The organism is Cytobacillus stercorigallinarum, assembly GCF_014836495.1.
In the GTDB taxonomy this organism is placed as follows: domain Bacteria; phylum Bacillota; class Bacilli; order Bacillales; family Cytobacillaceae; genus Cytobacillus; species Cytobacillus stercorigallinarum.
Genome location: NZ_JACSQT010000001.1, coordinates 733,479 through 751,012 on the forward strand (window position 1 = coordinate 733,479; position 17,534 = coordinate 751,012).

The window sequence follows — 17,534 nt, forward strand, 5'->3', positions numbered from 1 at the left end:
AATATAATTAGTCAATTGTTACCAACTTTCATTATAAGGGATATTTCATTTGATTTGCATCACAAATTTGTAAAATTTGAAAGAAGTATGAAGCCAATTAGAGAAAAGAGTTTTCAATCGTAAGTAGGATGAAATGTAGCTCTGTTAAATATATTCATCAATAAAAAGCGACTACCCATAAAGTGAATAGTCGCTTTTAAACTATTGAGATTCTACTTCTTTTTGTTTCCAGTAATATTCACTAAATATATCGGCAAAGGCATCTGTGCTATTATCAAGTTCTTCACGGTTATTGTCGACACCACCGACTTCTAGGAGAATGGAGCGATCAGATAAGTCTTGGTTGTAGACACCATTACCTACTGAGTAATCTTTCTTTAAAACGCCTCTACTTAGGCCAGGATATTTTTTTTCCAGTTTTTTATTAAGATCTTCAGCCAGTTTTAAATTCTTTTCAAAATTCTTGCTCTCCTCACCAACAACAAAGAAGAGACGGGCATAACTCTTACCATTAATCTCAATAGTAGTGACATCTTTTCTCTGCGAATCTCGATGAATATCAATAATATAAGTTAAGTTTTTATTACTAGCCAATGCCTCAGAAACGAAATCTCTTGCTCTTGTATAAGCATCATTATGCTGTAATCCTTGACTATGCAATGCTTCTGTCATATTTGTTCTGTTATGTTCAACACCGATACCCTCTGCATGCAAATCTTTTTGTAGCTTGGAACCGACTGAGATTACATTATACTTTTCATTATTACTTACAGCGTCGTCGGCTGTTTGTGCATCTTTTATAAATGGAAGGTAAGATTCATAACTATGTGAATGATAAATATACACATTTTTTTCTTTAGGTGACGTTGTTCCATCTTGCTCGTCATCTTTATTATCATCATCGTTTCCGATCGTCTCTTTGTCTTTTATTAATTTATCCATTGGTACGTTTGTTGACTCAATGGGTAAAGTTGTGTAGTCTGTCCCTTTTCCGGCGATGTGAATTTTACCATCGAAAAAGGAGAATAAAGGGAGCTCTCTACCTAAGAATGTTCGTGGATCCTCAGGTGTAATACTTGTTGCAAACTTAAAAGCAAGGTCAGAGATAGACACTTCTTCAATCGCATCCTCACTTATAAAACTTTGGTTAGCACTTTTTAATAAGTGAAGATAAATGGAATGCGATTGTGGTCCATTGATGACAGAGCTAGCAATATCAGAAGACATCTTTATTGTGACGAGTGCGACAGTACTTGCTAAAAAGATGCAAGCAATAGTAATGGAGAGAGCAGTAGTGTTAATAAATAGAAATAACTGATAGCCTTGTGATTTTTGCATATCATCCATCCTTTCTATTAAAATGCTTATGAAGAAAAAGAGAGAGATATGCTAAATTTAAGACTATCAATTTTGTCTTTATAAAAAGAACAACTAATTGTCGGTGAAAATAATAGAGACAAAGGGGACCTGAAATTTTGTTCTGATACCTCCCACCCAAAGGGGGATAAAAAAGTGGGTGTATCTCACAGGTCGCTCAGCACGGAAAATGGATGAGCAAGTCACCCAGATCTGTAAAATGCTATAAACTCAAGTAATGTTATAGGGAATAGCTTAAGCGTGTGGTTAGTTACATATGTTGCATTAGGAGAGGAGTGTGTGATTCTAATTTTTATTTTATCTTAATTAGGTTAGGGGATAAAGAAGGTTCAACAATCATAAAAAACCTCCCACAACAATCGAGTGGGAGGTTTTCTCATTATTTATCTTCTTTTAATTCTTTACCCATGCCTTTAAGGAAATGGACTCCGAAACCGATAGCACGATTAATATCAGGGTCATTTAATACTTTGGCCAATTGCATAATACCAATTTTCTTTTCTTCCTGTAGGAAGTTTTTCCCTTCGTCCATGCCTGATACTGCACTTTTAATGAGCTTTGTTGTTTGTTCAGGGTCAGCTTGCATAAGGGCACCGGTTGCACCCATTAATGTGTTAATCAAGTTTGTTACAGGTTCTTTTGTTACTTGACCAAGTGCTACTTTAGCAATTTGTTCTTTCCCTTTTAACATGGAATTGGCTGCATCAAGCATTCCTGCTTGTTGTAATTCGCCAATAAGAGCCATGATACTTTGTACTGCTTGATCATTTTCAGTGAGTAATGATTTTAATTCGTTAAGCTTTTGCTCTTGTTCAAGAGCTTCATTTCTCTCTCGATGAATTTCAGTAATAGGCGCTGCCATAATGAATCATCTCTCCAATCTTTATTGATCTGTTAAATGAACATAGCCTTCGCGATTCCATTTACGTTGAACTTCCACACCGTTTTGTGGATTACGTTTTTTATTACGCGGGTTCGTTTTTGGTAATGGTTTGTCGCCGGCTTTGTTATTTAAAATTTCCATACGTACTTTCGTTTGTTTATAAGCCGGTGTACGTGTTCGTTTATCATATAAAGGACCAGTTAAGAAGTTGATAGCAGAATCCTTATCAACTGAATTCATTGGTAAGTATAGTTCGTTTTTCTTCACTCGGTCTGTAATAAGGACATTCAATTTAACTGCACCAAATGGAGAGACAAGTCTTACTGTCGAGCCATCCGAAAGTTTTCTCTCTTTTGCTAGTTCTTCTGATACTTCCACAAATACATCTGGAACTTTTGCATTTAGACCTCTTGATTTATTGGTCATATTTCCTTCATGGAAGTGTTCAAGCATCCGGCCATTATTAATATGGAGATCATATTCCTCAGGGAAGAATGCAGGTTCTGCCCAATCAGATAAGGCGAAACGTGCTTTTTTATCTGGGAAGTTAAAGCCATCTTCATATAACAATGGTGTGCTTGCGCCATCAAGACTTCCCCATAAGAAGCTACCCCAACCTTCTAGTACATCATAGCTTGCTTGAGAGAATAGTGGTGCAAGACTCGCCATTTCAGCAAAAATTTCACTAGGGTGAGTATATGTCCAATTTGCCCCTAGGCGATTAGCTACTTCTTGAATAATCCACCAGTCAGGTTTAGAGTCTCCTAATGTTGGTAATGCTTGGTACAATCTTTGTACACGACGTTCAGTATTTGTAAATGTACCTGTTTTCTCTAGCGATGGTGCGGCAGGCAAGATAACGTCAGCGTATTGAGCTGTGCGAGAGAAGAAGATATCTTGCACGACAAAGAAGTCAAGACTAGATAGTACTTTATCCACATGGTTCGCATCAGAATCAACGAGTGCCATATCTTCACCAACAAGGTACATGGCTTTCATTTCACCTTTTTCAATCGCTTGTAACATTTGAATATTATCTAAACCTGGTGTACCTGATATCTCTACTCCGTAAGCTTTCTCAAACTTCGCACGAGCGACATCATCTGTAATATGTTGATAACCTGGTAACCAAGTAGGTAGGGTACCCATATCACATGCACCTTGTACATTATTGTGCCCACGTAATGGATAAGCTCCGGCACCTGGGCGGCGATAGTTACCTGTTGCTAGTAACAGATTAGAAATAGCTGCTGAAGTATCAGAACCACCAGTATTTTGCGTAACACCCATACCCCAAAGGATACAAGTACCGTCAGCATCACGAATCATTTCGGCAATTTCGATGATTTGTGATTGTGGTAAACCAGTCGTTTCTTCAGCATATGCTAACGTATATTTCTCTAAAACATCATTGAAATCTTCAAAGTAATTGACATTTTCCTTAATAAATTCGGCATCATGCCAACCTTGATCGATCATGTATTTAGTTACAGCCATTAACCAAACTTGGTCTGTTCCTTGTTTTGGACTAATGAATATATCAGAACGTTCGGCCATCTCGTTTTTACGCAAGTCTGCAACAATTAGTTTTTGGCCATGGTATTTATGCGCTCTTTTCACACGTGTAGCTAGAACCGGGTGACCTTCTGCTGGGTTTGCTCCGACAATAATGACAAGACCTGCTTCAGCAATATCTTTAATGGTTCCAGCGTCACCGCCCATACCTACCGTTCTGAATAGGCCATCAGTGGCTGGTGATTGACAATAACGAGAGCAGTTATCGATATTATTCGTTTCAAACACTTGTCTAGCTAACTTTTGTAATGAATAGCTATCTTCGTTTGTAATTTTTGAAGAAGAAATGAAGCCAATTGAATCTTTGCCGAATTCTTGTTTAATATTTCCTAGTTTACTTGCTACTAAGTCTAATGCCTCGTTCCAACTCGCTTCTACAAAGCGGCCTTCTTTTCTAATCAATGGTTTTGTAATTCTTTCTTCAGAATTAACAAAATCCCAACCGAATTTACCTTTCACACAAGTAGAAATCGCATTTACTGGCGCATCATGACTCGGTTGCACTTTCAAAATTTCACGGTCTTTTGTCCAAACTTCAAATGAACAACCTACACCACAGAAAGTACAAACGGTTTTCGTTTTTTCGATTCTTTCTTCACGCATCGCAGCTTCTACTTCTGAAACAGCAAAAATTGTGCCATAGTTCGGTTCTACTTCTTTTACAAGGTCAATCATTGGCGTCATGATTTCATCATCAATTTTTGTCATGAATCCTGCATTACCGAGCATTGATTTTTCCATTAAGGCGTTACATGGACAAACCGTTACACATTGTCCGCATGAAACACATGAAGATTCATCAATGGATACACCTTGGTCCCAAATGACTCTTGGTCTTTCTCTTTCCCAATCAATGGAAAGCGTTTCATTTACTTGTAGACTTTGACAAATCTCTACACATTGTCCGCAAGCAATACATTGATTTGGGTCATAACGATAGAAAGGATGTGACATATCGACAGCTGTTTTATCTTCCTTAGGCGTATAAGGATACTTTTGATGCTCAATCTCTAATAATTCAGCTGTATTATGGACTTTACAGTTTCCGTTATTATTATCACAAACTGTACAATAGAGTAGATGGTTTTCTAAAATACGATCCATCGCTTCTGTTTGTGCCTCTTTGGCACGGTTTGAGCTTAAGCTAACACTCATTCCACTTTCTGCTACAGTCGAACAAGAGCGCATAAGCTGCCCATTTACTTCTACAATACATGTGTCACATGTTTGTATCGGGTCTACCTCAGGTAAATAACAAATCTGTGGATGTTCAATTTGGTTTTGATTAATGATTTGGAGAATGGTTTGCCCCTCATGCCCCTCATATTCCACACCATTAATTGTAATGTTTACATTGGAAGTCAATTTTGTTTCCCCCTTACACTTGATCAAACAAAGGTTTAAAGAGAATAAAGTGAGTGTTTCTGCTTAAACCAATAAAAAAACCACCATGTACTATACCGCTTACAAAAAGCGAGCATAATCCATGGTGGAATAGTTAAATAACAACGCTTGCTATTAGACCAATCCATACCATTTTTAGTATGTAGAAAGTACCATTGATAGAGAGACAACATGAAAATATTACCCCTCCAACAATTCCACTAGCTATTATAGCGCTAAAAATTAAATTTAACAATAATGAATTTAATCTTATAACGATTACAGTTTAATAGGGTAATTTTGGTAAAGTGAAAAAGTGATACAATCATAGGGCGAATTTTTTCTATTCAACAGCCCCTTTCATTTTTTAAAAGCTTGTACTATGATTATACAATTGAGACAGAATCTTATATAAAGGGGTAAAGAAGATGTCAAAAATGGTGCATGAGTTTAATGATATCATTCGTAAATTAAGGAAAGACTTATTTGGTAAGGGGCCGGAGAAAATACATACAGTATTTGTAGAGAATATGGCCGTTTCGACTTTATACGGTAATCTTACACCAACAGAACAATTTATTTCTCGTACAGAAGGTGGCAAAGAAATGGTACATTCAGCAAGAACAAAAATGATTCAAGATGTATATGCTGAAGGTACACCTGAGGGAATGGAAGAACTAGTCGGTGCGAAGCTGTTACATTTATTTTCTGATATTAAAGTGGAAGAGAATATGGCGATATCTGTATTTGTATTCGATAAAAATATCATAGATTCATAGAAAGAGGTGAAAAGATGAAGCAAGTGGAAACGAGTCGTAAAATTATACGAGTGACTGGCAATAAAGTTGAAAAGGTAGAAGACACCATTGTTACCGAATATGCTGTAACGGTTAAGCTGAATGGAGAAGAGCTCGTCACTATGGTATGTACACCAGAATATATTGAGGACATGGTTATAGGCTACCTTGCATCAGAAGGTATCATAAAATCTTACGAGCATATTAAAGAGATATGGGTACAAGAAAAGGAAGGGTTCGTTCATGTAACAACCGATCGTACCAATCCTTATATACAAAACTTCCAAAATAAAAGATATATTACTTCTTGTTGTGGCATGAGTAGACAAGGATTTGTTTTTGTTAATGATGCATTAACAGCTAAGAAAATGAAAGATGTTAACATCCGATTAACTGTCAATGAATGTAATCAGTTAATGGAACAATTACAAGCTTCTGCGACTACATTTAAACAAACAGGTGGTGTTCATAGCGCTGCGCTTTGTGACAAAGACGGGATGATTTTGAGCAGAATGGATATTGGTAGGCATAATGCTCTTGATAAGATATATGGATACAGTTTAAGAGAGGGCATCAGCATGAAAGGTAAGATCATTGTTTTCACAGGCAGAATCTCTTCGGAAATTCTTTTAAAAGTAGCGAAAATTGGTTGTGAAATGATTCTCTCAAAATCTGCACCAACAGAGTTTGCTTTGCAGTCAGCCGAGGAATTAGGCATTACCACTGTTGGATTTATTCGTAATGGCAACATGAATATCTATACTTATCCTGAACGAATCCTCTTATAAAAAATACTTCGCTACACGAAAAAATAAAAATAGTCTAGTAAAATTTTTTGTTTTTTGGTAGCATATAGTTTGCAATGAGTAAATGGATATAAGGCAAGTACTGTTTTATTTCTTTTTACAAACAATATAAATATGATGACTGATACTTCTGTAGGGGATTGCAGAAGGGTTAGGCAGCATTCTTTTGAAATCCTTTACAAAAGTACGGGATGACTGAGTGCTGCCTTTTTTATTTAGGGGGTAGTTAGAATGGGATTTAGTAAACCGCAAGAAATTATGGAACAAACGATTGCAACAGGTGTTGCAAAAACGAAAACACCACTTTTGTCGCTGTTGGTTTTAGGCTTTTTAGGTGGTGCATTTATTGCATTAGGATTCTTATTAGACATTCGTGTAATTGGGAATTTACCAGAAGAGTGGGGAAGTTTCGGATCGTTTTTAGGTGCAGCTGTTTTCCCTTTAGGCCTTGTATTAGTAGTATTGGCTGGGGCTGAATTGATTACAGGTAATATGATGTCAGTTGCGAGTGCTTTGTTCTCAAAGAGAATTAGTCTTGGGCAATTATTGAATAATTGGTTTTGGGTGTTATTATCCAATTTTGTAGGTGCGCTGTTTGTTGCCTATTTCTTTGGACATGTCGTTGGTTTAACAGAGACAGGTCCATATCTTGATAAAACAGTAGCGATTGCTGGTGCAAAAATTGATGATACATTCTTACAAACATTTGTTTCAGCGATTGGTTGTAATTGGCTCGTATGTTTAGCTGTTTGGTTAGCTTATGGTGCTCATGATTTTGCAGGAAAAATTTTAGCTATTTGGTTCCCAGTTATGGCCTTTGTTGCAATTGGATTCCAGCACGTTGTTGCCAACATGTTCGTTATTCCAGCTGCGATTTTTGCAGGTTCGTTTACTTGGTTAGATTTCATTGGCAATATCATACCTGCCTTTTTAGGTAATGTAGTTGGTGGGGCTGTTTTTGTTGGCCTAGCTTATTTTATCTCCTATAAACCAAAAAATGAAACAAATGCTCAGTTGAAAAAAGCTTCATAATAGAAACATATTCATCATAGCTTACATAAAATAATCTATTAGAGATATTGGATGTGAGCAGATGCAACAATATTATTGTGATTATTGTAAAACCATATATAAAGAACAAGGGGTTTGCCGTGTTTGTGGTCAAATCATTGATAAAACGATTATTATTGATGTGCATAAGCAAAGCAATAAATGAGTCAATGTAATTGGTAAAGTTTGCGTAATGCCAAAAGAGCCATATTAAGATATGATAAAAGGGCACAGCAACTCCTTCAAAACACATCTTTCAAAGCCGAATGAGATAACTCATTCGGCTTTTTTTTATGAAAAATGAACGGGAAAGATTAAAAACCAAACAATGCATAAATATCCTTATTAAGGAAAAAATACCCGTACCTAGACAGAAAGGGAGTTCCTTATGCCAGCAATTTTATCTATCTCAGAAGTACCCCCACCAAATGAAATTACCCAAAATGAAGTGGTAGCATTTGCTCGCCACTTATTTGGGCAATCTTTCAAAGATATTGATCGTTTATTAAAAGTATTCCAAAATGGCCAAATTGAAAAACGTCATTTTGCCAAAGAACTAGATTGGTTTAAAGAGGACCATAGCTTTGCTGATAAAAATAATGCCTTTATTGAAACGGGAGTAAAACTTGGGTGTGAGGCGATTGAAAAATGTTTAACAACGAGGGAATTTCTTAGTCAACCGATTAAGTATCAAGAGATAGATGCGATTTTTACGATTACTAGTTCCGGTTTAGCTACACCATCACTTGAGGCAAGAATAATGAATCTATTACCCTTTTCTGAACAAACAAAAAGAATCCCAATCTGGGGATTAGGTTGTGCAGGTGGTGCATCGGGTTTATCGAGGGCTTATGAATATTGCTTAGCTTATCCCAAAGCAAAAGTTTTAGTATTAACCATTGAATTATGCAGTTTGACCTTTCAAAGAAATGATCGCTCTAAGAGTAATCTTGTAGGGACATCTTTATTTGCTGATGGTGTTGCCTGTGCATTAATCGCTGGTGATGAGAGTGATTATAGAAAATATCAGAAATTTCCAGTAATCCCCCATATTTACGGGACACAATCAACGACCAAAAAAGATTCGCTTGATGTAATGGGTTGGGATGTGAAGGACGATGGTTTGTATGTCATATTCTCAAGAGATATTCCTACCATTATTGAAGGCTGGCTGAAGCCAAATGTACAGAAATTCTTAAATCAATTCTCATTACAGATTTCCGATTTGCAACATTTTATTGCACATCCAGGTGGGAAAAAAGTGATTGATGCTTATCAAGTGTCTTTACAAATTCCTGCTGAGATGACCGCCATTTCACTAGATGTTCTAAGGGAATTCGGTAATATGTCCTCCAGCACAATATTGTACGTCTTACGAAGATTTCTTCTACATGGAAAAAAGGATGATATAGGCTTGGCAACAGCCTTAGGACCGGGTTTTAGCTCAGAATTGCTTTTATTAAAATGGAGGTGAATTGAATGTTTTTTTATTTTCTTCTATTTGTCATCATCCAACGATGTATCGAATTAATCATTGCAAAATACAATGAGGATTGGATGAAAAAAAGAGGTGGGATTGAATTTGGTCAAAGTCATTATCCGCTGATTGTTATGGTACATAGTTTGTTTTTTATTGTTCTTACAGTTGAGGTAGTTGTATTCGAAAAAGGATTATCTTCTTACTGGTACTATTTGTTGCCGCTATTTATACTCACACAAGGAGTAAGAATATGGGCGTTATCTTCGTTAGGAAGATTTTGGAATACTAAAATTATTGTTTTGCCTAACGCGAAAGTGGTAACCAAAGGACCATACCGTTGGCTAAAACACCCGAATTATCTAGTCGTTGCTATGGAGTTTTTGATTTTGCCACTATTGTTTCAAGCTTATTACACTGCACTCGTCTTTACTTTGTTAAACTTCTTTATTTTAGCTATTCGGATTCCAGCAGAGGAAGAGGCATTGAAAGCATTAACGAAATATGAAGAAGCATTTCCATTGAAGAGAGATGAAGAAATAGGAAAAATATGAAAAAAGTATTTTTTTAGTATTGAAAATCATTCTCGATTATGATAAATTATTAATTGAAGATGATATTTATTCTCAATTAATGAAAGGCGTGATACATTTGACAGCTCTTTTTGTGATTGGCACTGTCGCTGTATATGGTGCAGTAATGAAATATGTGTTGAATGGTGTTACTAAGCCAGAAGCAAAATCTTAAAATAGCGTTTACCCCTTTATTACATATTGGAAGAAGCCTTAGTGAGTGAGGCTTCTTCTTTTTTTTGGTGAAAATACCAATTTTCATAACGAAAGGTTCACTTTACCCCATATTTATAATATATTAATACCTATATAGGAAAAAAGCTTGCGCAATTATAATAGTAGTAAATTGATGTGACAAGGGGATTAATTATGGTTCAAACAGTGGGTAAACAACTTAGTCAAAATGAATTAATTGAAAGAATAGCAGCATTATCATTGTTTTTTGAACAAAATGGAGATAATGTTTCTGCTTCTAGAGCAAGAGACCTCGTCTATAAATTACGAGATTCACAATACGCGATTGCATTTTGTGGACATTTCTCTGCGGGTAAGTCGAGTATGATCAATCAAATTGTGGGAGAAAACTTACTGCCATCCAGCCCAATCCCAACGAGTGCAAATTTAGTTAAAGTGATGTCTGGAGAGGACTATGCAAAGGTTTATCTAAAAGAAGGGATGCCAAAGCTCTATCCTGCACCTTACGATTATGAAAAGATTAAAAAGTATAGTAAAGATGGCGACCTCATTCATACTGTAGAAATTAGCCATTCGGATACAAATTTGCCAAAAGATACGGTTATTATGGATACACCAGGAATTGATTCGACAGATGATGCCCATAGAATTGCTACTGAGTCGGCTTTACATTTAGCTGATATGGTCTTTTATGTGATGGATTATAATCATGTTCAATCAGAACTCAATTTCTTATTCACTAAAGACTTAACAGCAGCAGGTAAACAAGTATACTTAATTATCAATCAAATAGATAAACATCGAGAAGAAGAATTAAGTTTTCAACATTTTACTGAAAGTGTAAAGGATTCTTTCGCCTCATGGGGCGTTCATCCTGAAAGAATCTTCTATACATCGCTGAAGAAACCAGCGTTACAACATAATGATTTTTCTGCTCTGCAGAAATTTATCTATGAACAAATTGGCCAAAAAGATACGCTCTTACCACAATCTGTTTTTCACTCATTACAAAAGTTAACTGAAGAACACTTTGTCTACTTAGAAGAAAAAGACGCTCATGAAATAGCAGCAAATGAGGAAGTTTTAGCAAATCTACCTGAAGATGAACGAGCGCTCGTATTTGAGAAGATTGAAAAATTAAAGTTATCGAAACAAACTTTGCAGCAAAAAAAATATCAGGCTGAAATTGATTTGAATCATGAGATGGAAGATATCTTAAATAATGCTTATTTAATGCCGTTTCAAACGAGAGAATTAGCTGAGAACTATTTAGAATCGATGCAACCTGGCTTTAAAGTTGGACTATTATTTGCAAAGGCTAAAACTGAACAAGAACGAAGTACAAGGCTACATCTTTTATCTGATGATTTAAAGGAAAAAGTCCAATCTCAAATTGAATGGCATGTGAAAGAGTTATTCCTAAAAAAATTAAAAGAAGATCAAATTCACAATAATGATTTACAGGCACAAGCTCAAAACATTAAAATCACTCTACCAGAAAGCCTGTTAACGGCAGCAATTAAAGAAGGGGCTAGGCTGTCAGGTGATTATGTTTTGCAATATACAAAGGATGTATCTGATGCTGTAAAAAAAGAAACGAAGAAACAAATAATCAACTGGAAAGAGTTGTACTTGAATGAGGTAGAAGAGTTAGCTAATGAAAAAATCCTTGAGATGAAAGAGGAATGGGATGCTCATGCTCGTTTCGGTGAGGCCCTTACTACACTACAGTCAATTAAAGCAAAACAAACAGAGCAAAAAGTAGAAATCAAGAAATTATTGGCAGGAGAACTAGACCATAAAAAAGTGTCAACTTCCGTACAAGAATTAATGAGACCTAAGGATGAAGAGGTCCAAATTATTCGCGAAGGTGAAGAAGAGTTTGTTGATGATAAACAAGTAGCAAGTAGCCATTCAAATGTTGAAAAAGAAATAAACGAAGAAAATAATCATGAAGCTGATATCGAGACTTTGATTAGTAAGCTCGAGCATACCGCAAAAGAGTTACGAGATATCCCAGGTTTTCAAAAAATCTCAGCAGAGCTAGTCGAGAAAGCTGACCGACTGCAATCACGTAGTTTCACTGTCGCTTTGTTTGGTGCCTTTAGTGCTGGAAAATCTTCTTTTGCCAACGCATTAATTGGTGAAAAGATTTTACCTGTATCGCCAAATCCAACAACTGCTGCCATTAATAAAATTATGCCTGTTACTCCTGAGTACCCTCATGGTACGGTTAAGGTATTTGTGAAAAGTGAAAAAGTTATGTTTGCAGATATTAATCGCTCACTACAAGTCTTTGATCAACAGGCGAAATCATTTACTGAAGCTATCGGGAAGATTGATGTGATTTTAAAAGAACATCACGATTTTGATGCCCATGAAAAAACGCATTTTGCCTTTCTTGCTGCCTTTGCCAAAGGTTATCATAATTTCCAAGAAAAACTTGGTAAAGAAGTAATCACAGACCTCACAGAGTTAGCTGATTATGTTGCTAAAGAAGAAAAATCATGTTTTGTTGAGATGATTGAAGTATTTTATCAATGTGAATTGACTGACAGAGGCATTACACTAGTTGATACTCCAGGAGCGGATTCCATCAACGCACGTCATACAGGAGTAGCTTTTGACTATATTAAAAACTCAGATGCCATTCTATTCGTGACGTACTATAATCATGCTTTCTCTAAAGCCGATCGTGAGTTTCTCATACAGTTGGGCCGGGTTAAAGATGCATTTGAACTTGATAAAATGTTTTTTGTTGTCAACGCCATTGACCTGGCAAGTGATGAAGAAGAGAAAAATGATGTCTTGCAATATGTTCATGATCAGCTCATTCAATACGGTATTAGAAGACCAACATTACACGGGTTATCGAGTTTACAGGCATTATTCGAAAAACAATCAGGTGATGAACTTTCTTCTGGTATGAAGGGTTTTGAGGAAAGCTTTTATCGATTTATTAATCACGATTTGATGTCACTCTCATTATCTGCTGCTGAACTTGAGTGGAATCGAGTAATGAACCAATTGCGTTCATTTATTGAATCTTCTAAAGAAAGTAAAGAGGCAAAGTTAGCAAAAAGAGAACTCTTGACGAATGAACTAGCGAATATTAAAGAAGTAATTGCTAAAGACGACCTTGATTTGTTAACTCAAGCTTTAAATCAAGAAGCGGATGAACTAGTGTTTTATATTAAACAACGAGTATTCTTACGATTTAATGATTTCTTAAAAGAATCTTTTAATCCAGGACAATTAAAAGAGGATGGCCGTGATATGAAAAAAGCACTCCAAGTAGCCTTAGAGGACTTTTTACAAAGCTTCGGATATGACTTTGCCCAAGAGTTGCGAGCGACGACCATTCGTCTAGAAGTATATATAGGAAAGTTATTACAACAAACATATGAGAAACGAAGCAACCAAGTAAACCAAATGAATCGCGATGTCACCTTTAGTCGTCCAGAAAATCCTTCTTTTGAAGGGGTGAATTTTGAGTCTGCTTTCAGTAAGGTGGATCGCACTACATTTAAAAAAGCAATGAGTTATTTTAAAAACCCTAAAAACTTCTTTGAGAAGAATGAAAGAAAATTACTAGCAGAGAATCTTGAGGAAAGCTTGCAAGAACCAACAGATATATATTTACATGAAGCATCTAAACAACTCAAAGATTATTATGATGAAAAACTTTCAGCTGTTTATCATCAACTACTGTCTGATTTAACGACCGAAACAGAAGAGTATTATAAAGGATTGTTAGCAACATTATCTCAAGACTTCCCACTTGAACAGCTAATTGCAACAGAAGAACGTTTGAGGGCCTATTAAGGCATTGGAGGTGGCATGTTTGAAGGATATGAATACCTTTCATGTATGTGCAACTTGCGTAAACTTCTTAGCCATTAAAAAAGAAAATGGAATGAGTTATTTTTGTGAACGTTTAGGTTATGAAACAAAGCCTAATTACAAGTTTAACTGCTGGGAGCCTAAGGAACATGTGAAAAGACTAATCGAAAAAAGAAAGGGTGACGGGGATGAACAGCTTAGTTAACGTAGAATGGCTCTTCCAACATCTAAAAGATGTGAGAGTGATTGATTGTAGATTTAATCTTGCTAAGCCTGAAGAAGGAATCGAGCAGTATCGCATCGGTCACATTCCTGGCGCTGTCTATTATCACCTTGAACAAGATTTATCATCAAAAGTAGAAAAGCATGGCGGCAGACACCCACTGCCTTTAGCAGAGCAATTTGTCCAGAAGGCAGAAGCAGTCGGATTAACAAATGACACAAAAATTGTCGTTTATGACAATGGGGAAGGATCTTTTGCCGCTCGTTGTTGGTGGCTGTTTCATTATTTTGGTCATGAACAAGTATATATTTTAGATGGCGGCTATAACGAATGGCTAGCTTCAGATTATCCAACTGAAAGCAACGTTCAGGCGTTTGAATACGGTCATTTTACAGTAAATATTCATTCTGATATGGTTGCCGATTACAAACAAGTAAAAGAAGCTGTTGAGTATCCGAATAATGAAGTGGTGTTAATTGATTCGAGAGAAGAAAAGAGATATCTGGGTTTGATTGAACCGATTGATAAGAAAGCAGGTCATATACCTGGAGCAATCAATAAAGTTTGGCTGGACACTCTAAGTAACGGCAAGTTTAAATCAATCGATGAGCAAAAGCAACGTTTTTCAGAAATGGAGAAAGATCAGCCTATTATTGTTTATTGTGGTTCAGGAATTACGGCCTCTCCCAATTATTTAGCATTAAAAGAAGCAGGATACAAAAATGTAAAACTCTATCCTGGTAGCTTTAGTGACTGGATTTCTTATGAAGAGCATCCGGTTGCTACGAAAATGAAATAATTACTATAGGGAAATCCGATCATCTTTGTCACCTTAACTGGTTGCGATGACAACGGATTTTCTCTTTTTTTGCAGAAATACGTTACAAAGCGCAGGCAATACACGTTTTATATCTATGTTATAATAATGATACTTGAGATGGAGGAGGAACAACTTTGAACGAAGATCAACAACTACAAAACCCGCGATTCCTTCTTGTAGATGGGATGGCTTTATTATTTCGAGCATATTTTGCAACAGCTGTTACTGGTCAATTTATGTATAATTCCAAAGGAACGCCAACGAATGGCATATATGGATTTATGAAACATTTCTTAATGGGTGTGAACCATTTTAACCCTAGCCACGTGGCAGTTTGTTGGGATATGGGCAGTAAAACATTCAGAACAGATATGTATAACGGGTATAAATCAAATCGACCAGATGCACCGATTGAATTGGTCCCACAATTTGAGCTGGCGAAAGATATGGTAGCGAGCTTTGATATTCCAAATATCGGCGTGACGGGTTATGAAGCAGATGATTGTATTGGCACGCTTTCACAGGCTTTAAAAGAAGAAGCGGAGGTCGTGATCCTAACAGGGGATCGTGATATTTTACAAGTATTAGATAAGAATGTATCGGTTGCCCTTTTAAAAAAGGGGATGGGTAATTATGAAGTCCATACACCAGATAGCTTTTATGAAGAGAAAGGGATACAACCAAAGCAGTTAATCGATTTAAAAGCATTTATGGGTGACCCAAGCGATAATTATCCTGGAGTAAAGGGAATTGGTGAGAAAACCGCACTAAAACTCTTACAAACATACGAGCATATAGAAGGCGTATTAGAGAATATTGAAGCACTAACAAAAGGGCAAAAAACTAAAATTGAGCAAGATTTGGACATGCTACATTTAAGCAGACAATTAGCAGAAATTAAATGTGATGTTCCTGTTAAATGTACTTTATTAGAAGCTGAATGGAAATATAATCTAAATAAAGTTAATCAGAAGCTTGAAGAAATTGAACTAAGAGGTATTGCTAAATTACTGCGTCAACCTGCAGTTATATAACATTTAAGCCATTGGGAATAATTCATTCCTGATGGCTTTTTTTACGTTTTCTTCCAACAAAACTTTTCATTCATCGCATAATGCTCTTCCTCACAATAAATTTACCAAAATTATTATAGCAAGTATTTAAGAAACTGACACAAAATGTAAGATAGATCATTTAGTTAAGGGAGACGTTATGATGAATTATAATGCTGGTGATATTGTTTATGTTTTTTACCGTAATCCGCATACACAAGATGTAGCTAATATTCAGGCTGCGGCGGTCGTCAATCATCCAGAACAACCAGGTGAGTTGGCATTGTTTTTATATGAAAATTTTTATCCACTAACAGAGGATGTGGCTGTTTTCTCAAATGAGGAAGAAGCATATGAAACATATGGGAACTATTTTAATGATACCCTTCAAGGAGGGATAGGCGATTGAAGCCATTTGAGCCAAAACTTGTTTATTTTGAACCGAAAGCTCTGGATTATCCACTTGGCCAACAATTAAAGAAGCGGTTTGAAAATACTGATGTAGAAATAAGGTATACAACTTCCCATAATCAAGTCAGAAATATACCAGGGGATAATGATTTTCAAAAGTATCGTGTCGCTAAATCTACGTTAGTTGTTGGTATAAGGAAAACGTTAAAGTTTGATACATCAAAGCCTTCAGCAGAATATGCAATTCCATTCGCGACTGGATGTATGGGACATTGCCATTATTGTTATCTACAAACAACAATGGGAAGTAAACCTTATATTCGCACATATGTAAATGTAGACGAGATTCTAACTGCTGCTGATGAATATATGGCGGAAAGAGCACCAGAAATAACAAGATTTGAAGCATCGTGTACATCTGATATTGTGGGCATTGATCATATTACTCACACATTAAAAAGAGCGATTGAACATTTTGGACAATCAGAATATGGTAAATTGCGATTTGTGACAAAGTTTCATCATGTCGATCATTTATTAGATGCGAACCATAATGGTAAAACACGTTTTCGTTTTAGTGTGAATGCTGATTATGTAATAAAGTTTTTTGAACCTGGAACATCAAGACTGAAAGATCGTATCGAAGCAGCTGGCAAAGTGGCGAGAGCTGGTTATCCACTCGGGTTTATTGTGGCACCTATTTATTTACATGACGGTTGGCAACAAGGTTATTATGAAATGTTTGAACGGTTAGCAGATGAGTTGCCGAATGAAGCAAAAAAAGATTTAACTTTTGAATTTATTCAACATCGTTTTACTAAGCCAGCGAAAAGAGTCATTGAAAAAAACTACCCAATGACAAAACTTGAACTAGATGAAGAAAAAAGACGATATAAATGGGGAAGGTATGGGATTGGAAAATATGTTTATAAAAAAGAAGAAGAGGAAGATATAAAAGAAACACTCTATCAAAATATGGTAAAATTCTTTCCTGAAGCAAAGTTAGAATACTTCACTTAATATTGTAGAAACTTGTCGGAAAATAAGCTAAAATATAGGTATTGAGTAGG

The 17,534-nt window shown here is 36.1% G+C and carries 15 protein-coding genes; 12 read left to right on the forward strand and 3 right to left on the reverse strand.

Features of this window, described 5'->3' with window-relative positions:
* Window positions 1-201 precede the first annotated feature (201 nt).
* The 3 genes from spoIIP to fdhF all read right to left on the reverse strand — a co-directional run bounded on the left by spoIIP (window position 202) and on the right by fdhF (window position 5,200).
* The gene (spoIIP, locus tag H9655_RS03725; protein WP_191810980.1) at window positions 202-1,338 is read right to left on the reverse strand and encodes a stage II sporulation protein P; all 1,137 of its coding nucleotides are present in this window, start codon (window positions 1,336-1,338) and stop codon (window positions 202-204) included.
* A gap of 418 nt (window positions 1,339-1,756) precedes the next feature.
* The gene (locus tag H9655_RS03730) at window positions 1,757-2,239 is read right to left on the reverse strand and encodes a DUF1641 domain-containing protein (RefSeq protein ID WP_191810982.1); all 483 of its coding nucleotides are present in this window, start codon (window positions 2,237-2,239) and stop codon (window positions 1,757-1,759) included.
* Window positions 2,240-2,260: 21 nt separating this feature from the next.
* The gene (gene fdhF, locus H9655_RS03735) at window positions 2,261-5,200 is read right to left on the reverse strand and encodes a formate dehydrogenase subunit alpha (protein WP_191810984.1); all 2,940 of its coding nucleotides are present in this window, start codon (window positions 5,198-5,200) and stop codon (window positions 2,261-2,263) included.
* A 446-nt stretch (window positions 5,201-5,646) separates the two neighbouring features.
* On the opposite strand from fdhF, the gene H9655_RS03740 reads away from it, so the two are divergent.
* The 12 genes from H9655_RS03740 (at window position 5,647) to splB (ending at window position 17,484) form a co-directional block, all read left to right on the forward strand.
* Window positions 5,647-5,997 (forward strand): DUF2294 domain-containing protein, encoded by a 351-nt coding sequence (locus tag H9655_RS03740; RefSeq protein WP_191810986.1) that lies wholly within the window; start codon window positions 5,647-5,649, stop codon window positions 5,995-5,997.
* A gap of 14 nt (window positions 5,998-6,011) precedes the next feature.
* Window positions 6,012-6,803 carry a formate dehydrogenase accessory sulfurtransferase FdhD gene (gene fdhD / locus H9655_RS03745; protein WP_191810988.1) on the forward strand — a complete coding sequence of 264 codons (792 nt, stop codon included), beginning with the start codon at window positions 6,012-6,014 and terminating at the stop codon, window positions 6,801-6,803.
* 249 nt (window positions 6,804-7,052) lie between these two features.
* Complete coding sequence (locus H9655_RS03750; RefSeq protein WP_191810990.1) at window positions 7,053-7,853, forward strand: formate/nitrite transporter family protein; 801 nt, start codon at window positions 7,053-7,055, stop codon at window positions 7,851-7,853.
* A 406-nt stretch (window positions 7,854-8,259) separates the two neighbouring features.
* On the forward strand, window positions 8,260-9,345 hold the full coding sequence (locus tag H9655_RS03755; protein ID WP_191810992.1) for a type III polyketide synthase: 1,086 nt from the start codon (window positions 8,260-8,262) through the stop codon (window positions 9,343-9,345).
* Window positions 9,346-9,350: 5 nt separating this feature from the next.
* A complete protein-coding gene (locus H9655_RS03760) occupies window positions 9,351-9,902 on the forward strand; it encodes an isoprenylcysteine carboxyl methyltransferase family protein (RefSeq protein ID WP_191810994.1) in 552 nt (183 codons plus the stop codon).
* Window positions 9,903-9,921: 19 nt separating this feature from the next.
* Window positions 9,922-10,095 (forward strand): hypothetical protein, encoded by a 174-nt coding sequence (locus H9655_RS03765; protein ID WP_191810997.1) that lies wholly within the window; start codon window positions 9,922-9,924, stop codon window positions 10,093-10,095.
* 194 nt (window positions 10,096-10,289) lie between these two features.
* Window positions 10,290-13,940 carry a dynamin family protein gene (locus H9655_RS03770; protein ID WP_191810999.1) on the forward strand — a complete coding sequence of 1,217 codons (3,651 nt, stop codon included), beginning with the start codon at window positions 10,290-10,292 and terminating at the stop codon, window positions 13,938-13,940.
* 28 nt (window positions 13,941-13,968) lie between these two features.
* The gene (locus H9655_RS03775; RefSeq protein WP_191811374.1) at window positions 13,969-14,163 is read left to right on the forward strand and encodes a hypothetical protein; all 195 of its coding nucleotides are present in this window, start codon (window positions 13,969-13,971) and stop codon (window positions 14,161-14,163) included.
* On the forward strand, window positions 14,147-14,980 hold the full coding sequence (locus tag H9655_RS03780; RefSeq protein WP_191811001.1) for a sulfurtransferase: 834 nt from the start codon (window positions 14,147-14,149) through the stop codon (window positions 14,978-14,980). The genes H9655_RS03775 and H9655_RS03780 overlap by 17 nt, the downstream gene beginning before the upstream one ends.
* 155 nt (window positions 14,981-15,135) lie before the next feature.
* Window positions 15,136-16,035 (forward strand): 5'-3' exonuclease, encoded by a 900-nt coding sequence (locus H9655_RS03785; protein ID WP_225230394.1) that lies wholly within the window; start codon window positions 15,136-15,138, stop codon window positions 16,033-16,035.
* A 181-nt stretch (window positions 16,036-16,216) separates the two neighbouring features.
* On the forward strand, window positions 16,217-16,462 hold the full coding sequence (locus tag H9655_RS03790; RefSeq protein WP_318245440.1) for a transcriptional regulator SplA domain-containing protein: 246 nt from the start codon (window positions 16,217-16,219) through the stop codon (window positions 16,460-16,462).
* Window positions 16,459-17,484: a spore photoproduct lyase gene (gene splB, locus H9655_RS03795; protein ID WP_191811005.1), complete on the forward strand. Its 1,026-nt coding sequence runs from the start codon at window positions 16,459-16,461 to the stop codon at window positions 17,482-17,484. The genes H9655_RS03790 and splB overlap by 4 nt, the downstream gene beginning before the upstream one ends.
* The last annotated feature ends 50 nt before the right edge of the window (window positions 17,485-17,534 follow it).